This window comes from Variovorax sp. SG517 (assembly GCF_013376045.1).
Classification (GTDB): Bacteria; Pseudomonadota; Gammaproteobacteria; order Burkholderiales; family Burkholderiaceae_C; genus Variovorax.
Map to the genome: position 1 here is coordinate 66,073 of NZ_JABMJG010000009.1, position 15,662 is coordinate 81,734.

Genomic DNA, 15,662 nt, shown 5'->3' on the forward strand with positions numbered 1-15,662 from the left:
CTCACCCCCAGGCTTGCCCACTGCGTGTGGCCGCCAACCCCCTCTCCGGGGGCAGCACCGGTGGCCCGGCAAAGCCGGTTCCACGGTGTTCCTGGCATAGGGGCGCGCGGATTCATGCGGAGCGCCTCGCCGGTTGCGAAGCCGGCGCATGGGCCGGCACGACGCGCGCGCGGCCACCCTTCTCGGCCCAGGTGCGGGTCCAGCGGATCTGCATCACGCGCATCACGCCCAGCATCACGAGTGAGAGCGCCGCGAAGAAGATGAAGCCCCAGAGGTAGCTGCCCAGGTACTGCTTCGACAGGCCCATGGCGTTGGGCACCAGGCCGCCGCCCAGCGCGCCGATCTCGCCGATCATCGAGCCGGCCACCGCCGTGCTCGCGGGCCAGCGCAGCGGCACCAGCTGGAAGAGGGCGCCGTTGCCCGCGCCCAGCGCGGCGAAGCAGACGATCAGCACCAGCGTGGTGACGGTCAGCGAACCGGAAGAGACGCCCACCAGCACAAGGCCCACGGCCACCACCAGCAGCACCACGGTAAGCGTGTTCACGCCGCCCCAGCGGTCGGAGATCCAGCCGCCCACGACGCGCACCGCCGCGCCCATGAAGGCCGCGAGCATGGTCAGCTGGCCGGCCTGCACCTTGCTCACGCCGAACTGGTCGTAGTAATACGAGGGCAGGAAGGTCGTGAGGCCGATGAAGCCACCGAAGGTCACGCCGTAGATCAGGCTGAACACCCAGCCGTCTTTTTCGAACAGGCAGGCGATGTGCTCGCGGAAGCTCGAATGCGCGTTCACGTCCGGCGGCTCCTTGGCGAAGAGCACCATCACGACCATCGGGATCAGGATGGCGACGGCGGCCACGCCGTACACCGCCTGCCAGCCCAGCCAGTTGGCCAGCGGCGGCGCCACCAGCACCGACACGGCCGTGCCCACGTTGCCCGCGCCCACCAGCCCCATGGCCAGGCCCTTGTGCTGCGGCGGGAACCAGCCCGAGCCCAGCGACAGCGCCACGCCGAAGCTGGCGCCCGCGATGCCCAGCAGCACGCCCATGGCGAGCAGGTCGTTGAAGCTCTTGACGAAGAAGAACCCGAAGAGCATCGCCACCGCGATCAGCGCCATCTCGACCAGCGTGGCCTTCTTGCGGCCGATGTACTGCGAGAGGATGCCCAGCGGAAAACGCATGAGCGCGCCCGCGATGATCGGCACCGACAGCATCAGGCCCTTCTGCGCCGGCGAGAGGCTGAAGGTCTCGCCGATGAAGGGCGCCATGGCGCCGTTGAGCACCCAGATGCAGCAGGAGAACGAGAAGTACAGGAAGGCCGCGAACAGTGTCGGACTGTGGCCTGACTGCAAGAAATTCCTGAAACCTGACATGGCGTTCAAAGATGCAAAAAGCCGCGGCGCGGCCCTGGAGGGGCCGTGTCGACGGACGGGGTTGGGAGCGGGGTGCCGGCAGCGGACGCTGCAAGCGTGGGGGTGCGCGCGGCATGTGTGTTGCCGGGCCGGATGCAGGAGCCTGCAGCCTCTTCACCAAAGCGGTGCTTCGTTACACCGCGCCCTGTTTCATGCAAGAGGCGTGCCCGCGGATTCGCGCGGGCGTGGCCTATGCTCGCGGTGCGCTCCCGCACCGTTCTTTCTCCACGATGTCCCTTCTCGTTGTCCTGCCCGATGAACCTGCCGGCCCGGTGCTGCCGCAGCCGCTGGCGAAGGCCTTGTCCGGCGCTGGGATCGACGTGCTCGGCGTTGCCGATTGCGTTGGTTTCGCACGGCAGTTCGAGGCGCTCGCTCCTCGGCAGGTGCTGATCTTCCTGCCCGTGCCCACGCCCGCGCTGCTCGATGCCCTGCGCGGCTGGGCCGGTGTGCCGCCGTGCGCTGTGGGCCTCGCCAGCGGGTCGCTGAACGCCGCGCAGCACGAGGAACTGGTCGCGCTCGGCGTGCACGCCTGGCTGCATGCCGATGCCATCGAGGCCGGATCGCTTGCCGCATTGATGGCGCGCGCCTCGTCCCGCTGGCAGCGCGAGGCCGCGCTGCGCACCGAACTGGAGAACCTGCGCACCCGCATGGACGAGCGCAAGTGGGTCGATCGTGCCAAGGGCCTGCTGATGTCCGCGCGCGGCATCGGCGAGGACGAGGCCTTCGGCCTGCTGCGAGGCGCCGCGATGCACGCGAACCTGCGGCTCGGCGAGGTGTCGCGTTCGGTCATCGAGGCCGCGCAGTGGGCGGAGGCGATCAACCGCGCCGGGCAGCTGCGCATGCTCTCGCAGCGGCTGGTGCGCGTGGCGGCGCAGCTGCTGGGCGGCATCGACGCGCAGCGGGCCAGGCTGCTGCGCACGCAGTCTTCCGAGCGGGTGCAGCAGAACCTGGATCACTTGGCGGCCCTCGGACTCGGCGCGGGCGGCGTCGAGGCGCTCGCGCAGGCGCAGTCCGCGTGGAGCGGGCTGGCCGAAGCCCTGACTGCAAAGCCGACGGCGGCGGGACTGGCCGACATCGACCGGCGCGCCGAAGTGCTGCTGAACGCCGCCGAGGCGCTCACCGAGGCGCTCGAAACCTCGGGCGCGCGGCGCGCGCTGCGCATCGTCAACATCTGCGGGCGGCAGCGCATGCGCGCGCAGCGGCTCGCCAAGGACGCGCTGCTGGCCGCAGCGCTGAAGGAAGAAGCGACCAAGGCACGGCTGGTGCCGACCATGGCCGAGTTCGAAGCCGCGCTGCTCGAACTGGAGCGTGCGCCGCTGAGCACTGCCGAGATCCGTGCCGCGCTGGCGAGCGCGCGCGACGAATGGCTGCGGCTGGTGGGCGGCGTGCAGGCGCTCGACAGCGCCGACGGCCGCGCCACGCTGGTGCGTTCCAGCGAGGCGCTGGTCGACACTTTCGAACGCCTCACGGCGTCGTACGAGCACAGCCTGCAAGTGATCATGTCCTGACGCCGGTTGTGCTGGCGCGGGGCGCGGTATCAGGCCGCGACCTTCTCCACGTGCGCCTGGCGCGTGTAGAGGAAGTCGATCACCGCCTTGCGCGCATGCACGTAGGCCGGGTCTTCGGCCAGTTCGACGCGGTTGCGCGGGCGCGGGATGTCCACCGACAGCACCTCGCCGATGGTCGCTGCCGGGCCGTTGGTGAGCATCACGATGCGGTCGCTCAGCAGCACGGCCTCGTCCACGTCGTGCGTGACCATGACGACCGTGCTGTGCGTCTTCTGCACGATCGCGAGCAGCTCGTCCTGCAGCTTGGCGCGGGTGAGGGCGTCGAGCGCGCCGAAGGGCTCGTCCATCAGCAGCACCTTGGGCTCCATCGACAGCGCGCGTGCGATGCCCACGCGCTGCTTCATGCCGCCGGAGATCTCGCCGGGGCGCTTCTGCGCGGCGTGCGAGAGGCCGACCAGCGCCAGCGCCGCGTCGGTGCGGGCGCGAAGCTGCGCCTTGCTCTCGGTGGCCGCGAACACCCGCTCCACCGCGAGGTACACGTTCTCGAAGCAGGTGAGCCAGGGCAGCAGCGAGTGGTTCTGGAACACCACCGCGCGCTCGGGGCCGGGGCCCTTGATCTCCTTGTTGGCGCACAGCAGCGAACCCTGCGTGGGCGTGGTGAGCCCGGCGATCAGGTTCAGCAGCGTCGACTTGCCGCAGCCCGAGTGGCCGATGAGCGTGATGAACTCCCCCTTGGCCACGTTCAGGTTCACGTCGCGCAGCGCGACGAAGCGGCCCTTGGGCGTCTTGAACGCCTGCTCGACGCCGTGGATCTCGATGTACTTGGTGTCGTCGATCATTGGAAACCTCCGTGCAGCAGCGCTGCGGTATTCGCCTTCGGAGCGGCCGTGCGGCTCATGACTTCACCTCTTCGAACGTGAACGCGGTTGCGAGCTTGATGAGCGCGAACTCCAGCACCAGGCCGACGATGCCGATCACGAAGATCGCGATGATGATGTTGGCTACGTTGAGGTTGTTCCACTCGTCCCACACCCAGAAGCCGATGCCGACGCCACCGGTAAGCATTTCGGCGGCCACGATCACCAGCCAGGCGGTGCCTACGGCCAGCCGCACGCCGGTCAGCATGTAGGGCAGCACGGCGGGAAAGAGGATCTTGGTGAGGATCTTCCACTCGCTCAGGTTCAGCACCTTGGCCACGTTCATGTAGTCGGCGGGCACGCGCTGCACGCCCACGGCGGTGTTGATGATCATCGGCCAGATCGAGCAGATGAAGATGGTCCAGATGGCCGCCGGGTTGGCGCCCTTGAACACCAGCAGGCCGATGGGCAGCCAGGCGAGCGGCGACACGGGGCGCAGCAGACTGATCAGCGGGTTGAACATGCGCGAGAGGAACTCGAAGCGCCCGATGGCGAAGCCGGCCGGAATGCCGACCAGCGCGGCGAGGCCGAAGCCCAATGCCACGCGCTGCAGCGAGGAGAGCACGTTCCAGCCCACGCCCTGGTCGTTGGGGCCCTTGCTGTAGAACGGGTCGCTGAACACCGTCACCGCCTGCTGCCAGGTGGCAGCGGGCGTGGGGAAGCCGGTGGTGCTCTTCATGGCCACCACCTCCCAGATCAGCAGCAGCAGTCCGAAGCCCGCCAGCGGCGGAAGCACGCGCATCCAGAAGGCGCGCAGGTCGAGCGGCGCGCGGGTGCGCGGCTCGGGTGCGGGGGCCGGCACCGGCTGCGGAGCCGCCACCTTGGAGGCGGCCGGCTTGGGCGGGGCGGAGGGCGCCGACTGGGCGGCGGCCACATCGAGCGGCGAGTGGAAGACTGCGCTGACCATGGTGTTCTCCCTATGCATGGAGCTTGAAGGAATCGGCGTACTTCTTCGGGTCCTTGCCGTCCCAGACGGAGCCGTCGAAGAGCTTGCTGGTGCGCATCGTTTCCTTGGGCACCGGCGTCTGCGTGGCGGCGGCGGCCTGCTTGTAGATGTCGATGCGGTTGATCTCGGTGGCCACCTTCAGGTAGTCGGGGTGCTCCTTCAGCAGGCCCCAGCGCTTGTGCTGCGTGAGGAACCACATGCCGTCCGACAGGTACGGGAAGGTCACGGCGCCGCCGTTGTAGAACTTCATGTGGTTGGGGTCGTCCCAGCTCTTGCCCAGGCCGTTGGTGTAGCGGCCCAGGATGCGCTGGTTGATGGCGTCCACGCTGGTGTTGACGTAGCTCTTGTCGGCGATGGTCTCGGCCATCTTGTTCTTGTTCTGCAGGCCGGTGTCGATCCACTTGCCGGCCTCCAGGATGGCGGCCGTCACGGCGCGCGCGGTGTTGGGGTACTTCTTCGCGAACTCGGCGGTGGTGCCCAGCACCTTCTCGGGGTGGTCCTTCCAGATGTCCTGCGTGGTGATGGCGGTGATGCCGATGCCGTCCATGATCGCGCGCTGGCCCCAGGGCTCGCCCACGCAGTAGCCGTCCATGTTGCCCACGCGCATGTTGGCGACCATCTGCGGAGGCGGCACGGTGATGTTCTTCACGTCCTTGAACGGGTCGATGCCGGCCGATGCGAGCCAGTAGTACAGCCACATGGCGTGCGTGCCGGTGGGGAAGGTCTGCGCGAAGGTGTATTCGCGCTTCTCGCTCGCGATGAGCTTGGCGAGCGATGCGGCGTCCACCGCGCCCTTGTCGGCCAGCTTCTTCGACAGCGTGATGGCCTGGCCGTTGTTGTTGAGCGTCATGAGCACGGCCATGTCCTTCTTCGGGCCGCTCAGGCCCAGGTGCATGCCGTAGACCAGGCCGTAAAGCACGTGGGCGAAGTCGAGCTCGCCGTTGGCCAGCTTGTCGCGCACGCCGGCCCAGCTGGCTTCCTTGCTGGGCACGATCTTCACGCCGTACTTCTTGTCGATGCCCAGCACCGAGGCCATCACCACGCTGGCGCAGTCGGTCAGCGGGATGAAGCCGATCTTCACTTCTTCCTTCTCGGGCTTGTCGGAGCCCTGGGCCCAGACGGCCGCGCGCAGCGCAGGGTCGATGCCCACGGCGCCGATGGCGGCGGCTTGCAGGACGCGGCGTCGGCTGAGACGGGTTTTGAGCAGGTCGGTCATGTGGCGGGGCTCCGGTTGAAGACGAACAAACAAGAAAGACAAAAACGAAAAGGCGTCCGCACCGCGCAGGGGCTGCTCGAAAACGAGCCCTTGCGGGATGGGGACGCCTTTGTCCGGTCGGTAGGAAGCACCCGCCGTTGGATGCCGCCTGCCTGAAGGTCCATCGAGGACCTATGAACTTATTGCTTGCAAGCGGTGTGCCAGCTTCGAGATTTGCCGGCTGCTATCAAGAAAGTAGCTGGATGTCGCACGAAGCCGCAGCGCGCAGCGGGGGAGGGGCAGGCCGGGCGGCAAAGGGTGGGTGGCACGGTTGTTGTGCGGTGCACCAAATTCGAACGCCCGGGCCGCTCGCTTCAGCGCGGCGGTGCGCGGTCGAGCATGGGCAGGTAGTCGGCCATCGCGAGCATCGACTCGGCCACGTCGACCAGCCTGCGCTTCTGGTTCATGGCGGTCTGGCGCAGCATCTTGTGGGCGTCTTCCTCGCTGAGGCGGCGGTGCGCCATCAGCAGGCCCTTGGCGCGCTCGACGATCTTGCGTTCGTTGAGCGAGGCGCGCACGGTCTCGAGTTCATCGCTCATGGCCTGCAGCCGGCGCGACTGCTCCTGGACCATGTCGAGCACCGAGCGCTCCAGGTGGCGGCCCAGCTGGGCCGGTGCTGCCGCCTGGGCATCGGCGTCGTCGAAGAAGAGCGCGCCGGCCTGCGGCGCCAGAGAGTCGAGCAGCTGGCGGTATTCGCGAAGCTCGCTGCGGGCCTGCGCGGTCTTGTGCTCGCACAGCGCGCGCAGGTCGCCGGCCAGACGCTCCTCTACGGTCTTCATGGCGTCGATGCGGCGGGTGCAGCAGTCGAACCAGGCCTGGCTCAACGGCACGTCGGCCGGCCCGGACGCCGCGCCGCGCCGGCGGATGCGTTCGAGATCGGCCACTTCGGCGTCGGGCTGGATGTCGTGCCAGAGCGCGAGCACCTCTTCGCCCGAGAAGTCGGTGAAGACCTGGAAGCAGCGCTCCTGCGATTCGATCAGGTGAAGCCACTGCAGGCGCTGCGCCTCGTCGCTGCGGCCCAGCGCGAGCGCGGCGGAGCCGAATGCGCGCTCCTGGCCGGCGAATTCCTTGCCCTGCATGAAGTTGAACATCGCGACCAGCAGGCGAGAGATCTCGGGGTCGGTGGCGCCGTCGGCGGCCTCGAACACCACCGAGAGCAGGCCCGCGACCAGCTTGGCGAAAGCGGCGGTGGATTGCGCCGGCTTGAGCTCGAGCGCGTCGATGCGGCGGCGCAGGGCGGGCAGGGCGTCCAGGCCCGGCAGCACCCAGGCGATGCGGCTGAACAGGCGCGCGTTGTTGCCGGCGTCGGAGCCGCGGTGGTAGTTGTCGGCCTCGAGCTGGTCGAAACAGGTGCGGACCTCCTGCTCGAGCGCGACGCATTCGGCGATCTGCGGGCCGCGCTGCTCGGCGAAGCGGCCGCCGCGCGAGGTGAGGAACATGTTCGACATGCCCCGCTCGCGCTGCAGCGCGTGCACCAGCCGGCCGATCAGGCCCACCAGCTCGCTGGTGCGGGCGAGCCGGTCCAGTTCGTCGATTTCGCAGCGGCGGGCGGCGATGAGGAAGCTCAATCCGGATTTCATGGTGGGGCGCGTGGCTCTGGCTGCGTCACTGCAACATCCGTGCCGTTTGCCCCCTTGCGGGCGTCGGCGGAGGGCGGCGCCTACACTCGGCGCCATGCTCTTGTTGGGAATCGAATCATCCTGCGACGAGACCGGCGTGGCGCTGGTCGAGTCGCACGGCAACGCGCTGCCGGTGCTGCGTTCGCACGCGCTGCACAGCCAGATCGCCATGCACCAGGCCTACGGCGGCGTGGTGCCCGAACTGGCCAGCCGCGACCACATCCGCCGCGTGCTTCCGCTGACCGAGACGGTCATGGCCGAGGCCGGCCGCTCGCTCGGCGAGATCGACGTGGTGGCCTACACGCGCGGGCCGGGGCTCGCGGGCGCGCTGCTGGTGGGCGCCGGCGTGGCCTGTGCGCTGGGCGTGGCGCTGGGCAAGCCGGTGCTGGGGGTGCATCACCTCGAAGGGCACCTGCTGTCGCCGTTCCTGAGCGCCGACCCGCCGGAGTTTCCGTTCGTCGCGCTGCTGGTGTCGGGTGGGCATACCCAGCTGATGCGGGTGGATGGCGTGGGGCGCTACGAGCTGCTCGGTGAAACCATCGACGACGCGGCCGGCGAGGCCTTCGACAAGAGCGCCAAGCTGATGGGCCTGCCGTATCCCGGCGGGCCGTGGCTCGCGAAGCTGGCAGAGGGCGGCGATGCCGCGGCCTTCAAGCTGCCGCGCCCGCTGCTGCACAGCGGCGATCTCGACTTCTCCTTCGCCGGACTGAAGACCGCAGTGCTCACGCAGGCAAAGAAGCTGGGCGACGAGCTCGAAGCCCGCAAGGCCGACCTGGCGGCGTCCACGCAGGCGGCCATCGTCGAGGTGCTGCTGAAGAAATCTCTGACTGCGCTGGACCAGACCGGCCTCAAGCGGCTGGTGGTGGCTGGAGGCGTGGGGGCCAACAGGAGCCTGCGCGAGCAGCTGGATGCGGCATGCGCCAGGCGCAAGGTGCGGGTGCACTACCCCGAGCTGCACCTGTGCACCGACAACGGCGCCATGATCGCCATGGCTGCCGCGATGCGGCTGCAGTCGGGGCTGTCGCAGGCGAGCGAGCGCTATGCCTTCGACGTCAGGCCGCGATGGCCCATGGCTGCGCTGTCCGTGCCTGAATCGGCGCTACCTGAGACTGCGTAATCGTTTGCCTCGACTGCCTGCCGGCGGCCGGCAGCGGCAGCACATCCAGCACGTTGCGCCATAGCTGGCGCCATTGCGGCCAGTCGTGGCCGCCCTCGGTCGTGAAGACGCGCCCCGGCGGCAGGGCGTCGGCCAGCAGCTTGTGGTTGCTGGCAAAGCGGTCTTCCAGGCCGAACCCGAGGTACAGCGGCGGCAGGTTCTTCGACGGCTTGGCTTCCAGGTACTGCTGGAAGAAGGGCCAGAGCTTGCGGTCGGGCTCCTCGTCGGGCTGCGGTCCGGTGGGTGCCTGCCAGGCGCGCAGGCCGCCGGCCTTCTTGATCTCCGCGCCGAGCACCCGGCGACCCAGGTAGGGCGCGAGCGCCACGATGCCGTCCACCGAGCCCGGCCGCGCCAGTTCGTGGATCAGCGCGCCGAAGCCGCCGATGGAAATGCCCACGAGCCAGATCGACTTGTAGCCCTTGGCGCGCTGCGGCTCGATGACCTCGGTGTGCAGGCGGTCGCTCAGCGTCTGCTCGTAGTAGTAGGAAACATCCGCGTCGACCAGCAGCGCGTCGGCCGCCAGATGACGCTCGCGCACGGCGTCGATGAAACCTTCGCGCTCGAACTCGTCGGGCTTCAGGTAGGCCCCGGGCAGGAACACCAGGAGCGTGTCGGATTGTTCGTTGGGGTTGGCGGGCTGAAGGTGCGTTTTCATGGTGCCTTTTGGGGGCACCCGAACCGCACCGTAGCCGTTCGGTGCGTTTACAAGACGCCCACGAAGAAGAAAGTTCTAAGAAAACGTCACATCATGTGACGTTATCCAGCGCTATTGTGAATAAGGTGCTCGTTTAAAGTCAAAAACCGAGCCTTACTAACATTTTCCTCTTGTGGGCATAGGCCGAATTAGTTGATTTGCAACTGCGTGGCCTGGCTCACCGGCACCAGCTTGCCGAGCTTCAGCGTGAGCACGCCGTTCTCGAGCTTCGCTTCGCTGGCGGCCACGTCGATGTCCTGCGGCAGTTCGTAGGCGGCCTTGAACAGGCGCTTGGCTTCGGCCTTGCTCTCGATGCGCAGGACGGCGCCTTCGATGCTGATCGAGAGGTCTTCACGCGCGAAGCCCGGCACGTCGAGCGAGAGGGTCCAGCTCTTGTCGTCCTGCTCCACCAGGGGCGAGCGGCGGGCGCCTGCGAAGGCTTCGTTCACGAAGCGTTCGAACGAGCGGTCATACGCACGGGGAGCGAAGCGGGCGGTGCGAAGGGTGGGGGCGAAAAACATGATGAAGAACTCCTGAATCAACACAATGGGGACAAGGAATGTGTGTCCCTTACACTGCGCGGCCGTTCAATCGTGAGTGCCGCTTGAGACCTCATCTAGGCGCAGCGGCACGCGTTTCAAGACAATGAATCCCCCCTTTAATTTGCGTCGCGAGACCTTGAAATTCGCGGCGCTGGCGCTATGCGCGAGGCCCTTCGCGGCGCTTGCGCAGGCGCCGTCCGCAGCGCCTCCCGCGCCCATCCGGCTGGCTCTCATCGAAAGCATGAGCGGACCCTTCGCCAACACCGGGGAAGCCGTGTTCCGCAACCTGCTGTGGGCCGTGGAGCGCGTGAATGCGCGAGGCGGGGTCAAGCTGGCGGGTGTTCCCGGAGGTGCACGGCCGCTGCAGCTCGACCGCTACGACAGCAAGGGGCAGAACGAGGAAGCGCTCTCCGCGCTGCGCGCCGCGCTGGACGACGGCGCGCGCATCGTGCTGCAGGGCAATTCGTCGGCCACGGCAGCGGCGCTGGTCGATGCTATCGACAAGAACAACGAGCGCGATCCTTCGCGGCGCGCGATCTTCCTGAACTACGCGGCGGTCGATCCGTCGCTCACGAACGAGCGCTGCAGCTTCTGGCACTTCCGCTTCGACGCGCACGCCGACATGCGCATGGCCGCGCTGATGGACGTGGTGAAGGACGACGCGGCGCTCAAGCGCGTCTACCTGATCGGACAGGACTACAGCTTCGGCCAGGCCGTGCTGCGCGAGGCACGCCGGCAGCTCGGCGCGCAGCGGTCCGACGTGGAGATCGTCGGCGACGAACTGCACCCCATGGGCAAGGTGAAGGATTTCGCGCCCTACGCCACGAAGATCATCGCCAGCGGCGCGCAGGCGGTGGTCACGGGCAACTGGGGCAACGATCTCACGCTGCTGGTGAAGGCCGCGCGCGAGGCGGGCTTCAACGGCAGCTTCTACACCTTCTACGGCAATGCGCTGGGCGCGCCGGCCGCGATCGGCGACGCGGGCATCGGGCGCGTGGTGGCCGTGGCCGACTGGCTGCCCAACGTGCAGACGGCGCAGTCCGAGGCTTTCTACCGAGCCTTCCGGGCGCGCTTTCCGAAGCCTTCCGACGACTACGTGCACATGCGGCTGCAGCTCATGGTCGAGGCGCTGGTGCAGGCTGTCGAACGCGCGGGCAGCGTCGATGCGGTACCGGTGGCGCGCGCACTGGAGCAGGCCGACGTGAGCCTGTACGGCCAGCGCGGACGCATGCGCGCAGCGGACCATCAGTTCCAGCAGCAGCTGGTGGTGGGCGTGATGGACAGGCAGGGCAGGCCCGGCGTGCAGTTCGACGTGGAAGGCTCGGGCTACGGCTTCCGCGTGGTCAAGACGATTGCCCCCGAGCGCGCCGAACTGCCGACCTCGTGCAAGATGAAGAGACCTTGAATCCGATGACGAACAACAGGAACTGCCGACATGCGTGAAGCCATCCACAACCTCGAAGCATCGAAGATCCGCGAAGTCGCCAACGCCGGCATGGGGCGCGACGACGTGCTGGCCTTCTGGTTCGGCGAGAGCGACGAAGTCACCCCCGAGGTGGTCCGCCAGGCGGCCATCGAATCGCTGCAGCGCGGCGAGACCTTCTATGCCCACAACCTCGGCCTGCCCGAGCTGCGCGAGGCCATCGCGCGCTACACCAGCGCGCTGCATCCGGCAGTCGATGCATCGCGCATCGCCGTCACCTCGGGCGGTGTGAGCGCGCTGATGCTGGCGGTGCAGGCGCTGGTCGATGCGGGCGACGAGGTGGTCGCGGTCACGCCGGTGTGGCCGAACCTGACGGCGCAGCCCGCGATCATGGGTGCGCAGGTGCGCACGCTGCCGCTGGTGCCGGTGAACGGGCAATGGACGCTCGACCTGCCGGCGCTGCGCGCGGCGGTCACGTCGAAGACGAAGCTGCTGATCGTCAACGCGCCGAACAATCCAACGGGCTGGACCATGAGCCGCGACGAGCAGCAGGCCGTGCTCGACCACTGCCGCCAGACCGGCACCTGGATCCTGGCCGACGAGGTGTACGAGCGGCTCTACTTCGAGCCCACGCCCAACGCCTGCGCGCCGAGCTTCCTCGACATCTCGAAGCCGGACGACCGGCTCGTGGTCACGCACAGCTTCTCCAAGAGCTTCCTCATGACCGGCTGGCGCCTGGGATGGCTGGTGCTGCCGCCGTCGATGGTGGAGGGCATCGGCAAGCTGATCGAGTTCAACACTTCCTGCGCCAGCGTGTTCACGCAACGCGCCGCCATCGCCGCCATCGAGCACACGGCCGAGATCACGCCGCGCGTGGTGGCGCACCTGAAGCAGTGCCGCGATACGCTGGTGCCGCTGCTGGCCGCGCTGCCGGGCGTGCAGGTGGCGCCGGCCAAGGGCGGCATGTACGCCTTCTTCCGTCTCGAAGGTTTCGGCGATTCGCTCGAAGTGGCCAAGCGGCTGGTGGCGGAGGCTGGCCTGGGGCTCGCGCCGGGCAATGCCTTCGCGCCCGAGGCGCAGGGCTGGCTGCGCTGGTGCTTCGCCTCGAAGGATCCGCAGCGGCTGGTGAAGGGCGTGGAGCGGCTGCGCGACTGGCTGGCGCGGCAGAAGTAGAAACAGGCAGGGCAGGGCGGCAGCTCGACAGGAGCCTCCGGGGGCGCGCGCGAAGGGGCAAAAAAGCCCCGACGGGACGGTCGGGCTATAATCCCAAGGCTTTGCATGCCGCAAGGCGCACGGCGAGGGCAGTTCCAGCCCTTGCCGCAAGTCAAACACCCAGGAACAAGGAAATCAACATGATCGCAGCCTCCATCAAGGCCGAAGTTGTCAAGGACAACGCCCGTGCCGCCAACGACACCGGCAGCCCCGAAGTGCAAGTCGCACTGCTGACCGCCCGCATCAACGAGCTCACCCCCCATTTCAAGACGCACGCCAAGGACCACCACGGTCGCCGCGGCCTGCTGCGCATGGTGAGCCGCCGCCGCAAGCTCCTCGACTACCTCAAGTCCAAGGACGCCGACCGTTACACCGCGCTGATCGCCAAGCTGGGTCTGCGCAAGTAATCCAAATCGCATGAAGAAACGCCTGGGTTAGTCCGCTAGCTCAGGCGTTTTTTACTTCGCGATCCACTTTCGGAGTGCCCAAACAGAGCGAAGCTGTGTCATTCCAATGAAGTTCCTGCCGAGCTTCGCTGGAATGGCATCGTGTTCTGAGAAGCCTCCGTCACCTGCGGACTCCGTGTAGTTCGCTATCAAAACAGGAGCAAAACATGAGCCTCTTCAACAAAGTCACCAAGTCGTTCCAATGGGGCGGCAAGACCGTGGTCATGGAAACGGGCGAAATCGCCCGCCAGGCCAGCGGCGCAGTGCTCGTCGACATCGAGGGCACCGTCATCCTCGCGACCGTGGTCGCCTCCAAGTCGGCCAAGCCCGGCCAGGACTTCTTCCCGCTGACCGTCGACTACATCGAGAAGACCTACGCCGCCGGCAAGATCCCCGGCAGCTTCTTCAAGCGCGAAGCCAAGCCCAGCGAACACGAAACGTTGACCAGCCGCCTGATCGATCGCCCGATCCGCCCGCTGTTCCCCGAAGGCTTCCTGAACGAAGTGCACGTGGTCATCCACACGATCTCGCTGAATCCCGAAGTCGACGCCGACATCGCAGCCATGATCGGCGTGAGCGCCGCGCTGTCGATCTCCGGCGTGCCGTTCAACGGCCCGATCGGTGCCGCCCGCGTGGGCTACATCAACGGCCAGTACGTGCTGAATCCGGGCCAGACCGCCCGCAAGGATTCGCAGATGGACCTCGTCGTCGCCGGCACCCAATCCGCCGTGCTGATGGTCGAATCCGAAGCCCTGCAGCTCAGCGAAGAAATCATGCTGGGCGGCGTGGTGTTCGGCCATGAGCAGGCCAACATCGCCATCGACGCGATCCATGAACTCGTGCGCGACGCCGGCAAGCCGGTGTGGGACTGGAAGGCTCCCGCCGAAGACGAAGCCTTCGTCGCCAAGGTCAAGGGCCTGGCCGAAGACAAACTGCGCGCTGTGTACCAGATCCGCAGCAAGCAGGCCCGTACGCAAGCCCTGCGCGAAGCCAACGCCAGCGTGCTCGAGGCCCTGAAGGCCGAAGGCGCCGAATTCGACTCCGGCAAGGTTTCCGACCTGCTGTTCGCCATCGAATCGAAGATCGTGCGCAGCCAGATCCTGTCGGGCGAGCCCCGCATCGACGGCCGCGACACGCGCACCGTGCGCCCCATCGAGATCCGCAATTCGGTGCTGCCCCGCACCCACGGCTCGGCGCTGTTCACGCGCGGCGAAACGCAGGCGCTGGTCATCACCACGCTCGGCACCGAACGCGACGCGCAGCGCATCGACGCGCTGGCCGGCGAGTACGAAGACCGCTTCCTGTTCCACTACAACATGCCTCCCTTCGCCACCGGCGAAGTGGGCCGCATGGGCTCGACCAAGCGCCGCGAAATCGGCCACGGCCGCCTGGCCAAGCGCGCGCTCGTCGCCGTGCTGCCGAACAAGGAAGAGTTCCCGTACACGGTTCGCGTGGTGTCGGAAATCACCGAGTCGAACGGCTCGTCGTCGATGGCTTCGGTCTGCGGCGGCTGCCTCTCGATGATGGACGCCGGCGTGCCCATGAAGGCGCACGTGGCGGGCATCGCCATGGGCCTGATCAAGGAAGACAACCGCTTCGCGGTGCTGACCGACATCCTGGGCGACGAAGATCACCTGGGCGACATGGACTTCAAGGTGGCCGGCACGACCAACGGCATCACCGCCTTGCAGATGGACATCAAGATCCAGGGCATCACCAAGGAAATCATGCAGGTCGCGCTGGCCCAGGCCAAGGAAGCGCGCATGCACATCCTCGGCAAGATGCAGGAAGCGATGGGCGAGGCCAAGGCCGACGTGTCGCAGTTCGCTCCGCGCCTGACCACGCTGAAGATCAACCCCGAGAAGATCCGCGACGTGATCGGCAAGGGCGGCGCGGTCATCCGTGGCCTGCAGGAAGAAACCGGCACGACGATCAACATCGACGAAGACGGCACCATCACCATCGCCTCGACCGATCCGGAAAAGGCCGAGCTGGCCAAGAAGCGCATCGAGCAGATCACGGCCGAAGTCGAAATCGGCAAGGTCTACGAGGGCCCGGTCACCAAGATCCTGGACTTCGGCGCGCTCATCAACCTGCTGCCCGGCAAGGACGGCCTGCTGCACATCAGCCAGATCGCGCACGAGCGCGTCGAGAAGGTGACCGACTACCTGAGCGAAGGCCAGATCGTGAAGGTCAAGGTCCTGGAAACGGACGAGAAGGGCCGCGTCAAGCTGTCCATGAAGGCTCTGACCGAGCGTCCGGCCGGCATGGAATACAGCGAGCGCCCGCCCCGCGAAGACCGTGGTGACCGCGGCGAGCGTCGTGAACGTGGCGATCGCGGCGACCGTGGCGATCGCGGTGGTGATCGCGGCGAGCGTGGCGAGCGCGCACCGCGCTTCAACGGCGAGCAGCAACAGCAGCCGCGCAGCGAAGCGCCCGCCGGCGAGCAGCCGCAGGCCCCGCGCGAGCCTCAGGAGTAAGAAGGGCGCAGCGGCGGCGGCTTGCTCGTGCAGCCGGCCGCCGTTGCTATCTTTTG

General features: G+C 67.4%; 13 protein-coding genes. 6 read left to right on the forward strand and 7 right to left on the reverse strand.

Annotation, left to right across the window (positions count from 1 at the left end):
- Window positions 1–112: 112 nt before the first annotated feature.
- On the reverse strand, window positions 113–1,369 hold the full coding sequence (locus FHT32_RS25315) for a nitrate/nitrite transporter (RefSeq protein WP_176667353.1): 1,257 nt from the start codon (window positions 1,367–1,369) through the stop codon (window positions 113–115).
- A 269-nt stretch (window positions 1,370–1,638) separates the two neighbouring features.
- Here FHT32_RS25315 and FHT32_RS25320 point away from each other — a divergent pair, with 269 nt between their 5' ends.
- Window positions 1,639–2,916 carry an ANTAR domain-containing protein gene (locus FHT32_RS25320; RefSeq protein ID WP_256099154.1) on the forward strand — a complete coding sequence of 426 codons (1,278 nt, stop codon included), beginning with the start codon at window positions 1,639–1,641 and terminating at the stop codon, window positions 2,914–2,916.
- Between the two features lie 29 nt (window positions 2,917–2,945).
- Here the strand turns inward: FHT32_RS25320 and FHT32_RS25325 are convergent, their stop codons facing one another.
- The 4 genes from FHT32_RS25325 to FHT32_RS25340 form a co-directional block, all read right to left on the reverse strand.
- A complete protein-coding gene (locus FHT32_RS25325; RefSeq protein WP_176667355.1) occupies window positions 2,946–3,755 on the reverse strand; it encodes an ABC transporter ATP-binding protein in 810 nt (269 codons plus the stop codon).
- Window positions 3,756–3,810: 55 nt separating this feature from the next.
- On the reverse strand, window positions 3,811–4,740 hold the full coding sequence (ntrB, locus tag FHT32_RS25330; RefSeq protein WP_176667356.1) for a nitrate ABC transporter permease: 930 nt from the start codon (window positions 4,738–4,740) through the stop codon (window positions 3,811–3,813).
- Window positions 4,741–4,750: 10 nt separating this feature from the next.
- Window positions 4,751–5,995 (reverse strand): CmpA/NrtA family ABC transporter substrate-binding protein, encoded by a 1,245-nt coding sequence (locus FHT32_RS25335; RefSeq protein ID WP_176667357.1) that lies wholly within the window; start codon window positions 5,993–5,995, stop codon window positions 4,751–4,753.
- 353 nt (window positions 5,996–6,348) lie between these two features.
- Complete coding sequence (locus FHT32_RS25340) at window positions 6,349–7,614, reverse strand: nitrate regulatory protein (RefSeq protein WP_176667358.1); 1,266 nt, start codon at window positions 7,612–7,614, stop codon at window positions 6,349–6,351.
- A gap of 94 nt (window positions 7,615–7,708) precedes the next feature.
- Between FHT32_RS25340 and tsaD the strand changes: the two genes are divergently transcribed.
- Window positions 7,709–8,770, forward strand: coding sequence for a tRNA (adenosine(37)-N6)-threonylcarbamoyltransferase complex transferase subunit TsaD (gene tsaD, locus FHT32_RS25345; RefSeq protein ID WP_176667359.1), 1,062 nt, complete (start codon window positions 7,709–7,711; stop codon window positions 8,768–8,770).
- Here the strand turns inward: tsaD and FHT32_RS25350 are convergent.
- Both FHT32_RS25350 and FHT32_RS25355 read right to left on the reverse strand, forming a co-directional pair.
- A complete protein-coding gene (locus tag FHT32_RS25350) occupies window positions 8,706–9,464 on the reverse strand; it encodes an alpha/beta hydrolase-fold protein (RefSeq protein WP_176667360.1) in 759 nt (252 codons plus the stop codon). The two genes, tsaD and FHT32_RS25350, sit on opposite strands and share 65 nt — an antisense overlap.
- A 188-nt stretch (window positions 9,465–9,652) precedes the next feature.
- Window positions 9,653–10,024: an Hsp20/alpha crystallin family protein gene (locus FHT32_RS25355; RefSeq protein ID WP_176667361.1), complete on the reverse strand. Its 372-nt coding sequence runs from the start codon at window positions 10,022–10,024 to the stop codon at window positions 9,653–9,655.
- A 124-nt stretch (window positions 10,025–10,148) separates the two neighbouring features.
- Here FHT32_RS25355 and FHT32_RS25360 point away from each other — a divergent pair, with 124 nt between their 5' ends.
- The 4 genes from FHT32_RS25360 to pnp all read left to right on the forward strand — a co-directional run bounded on the left by FHT32_RS25360 (window position 10,149) and on the right by pnp (window position 15,606).
- A complete protein-coding gene (locus FHT32_RS25360) occupies window positions 10,149–11,450 on the forward strand; it encodes a branched-chain amino acid ABC transporter substrate-binding protein (protein WP_176667362.1) in 1,302 nt (433 codons plus the stop codon).
- Between the two features lie 30 nt (window positions 11,451–11,480).
- On the forward strand, window positions 11,481–12,641 hold the full coding sequence (locus tag FHT32_RS25365; protein ID WP_176667363.1) for a pyridoxal phosphate-dependent aminotransferase: 1,161 nt from the start codon (window positions 11,481–11,483) through the stop codon (window positions 12,639–12,641).
- A gap of 179 nt (window positions 12,642–12,820) precedes the next feature.
- A complete protein-coding gene (gene rpsO, locus FHT32_RS25370; protein ID WP_007837783.1) occupies window positions 12,821–13,087 on the forward strand; it encodes a 30S ribosomal protein S15 in 267 nt (88 codons plus the stop codon).
- Between the two features lie 206 nt (window positions 13,088–13,293).
- A complete protein-coding gene (gene pnp / locus FHT32_RS25375; RefSeq protein ID WP_176667364.1) occupies window positions 13,294–15,606 on the forward strand; it encodes a polyribonucleotide nucleotidyltransferase in 2,313 nt (770 codons plus the stop codon).
- The last annotated feature ends 56 nt before the right edge of the window (window positions 15,607–15,662 follow it).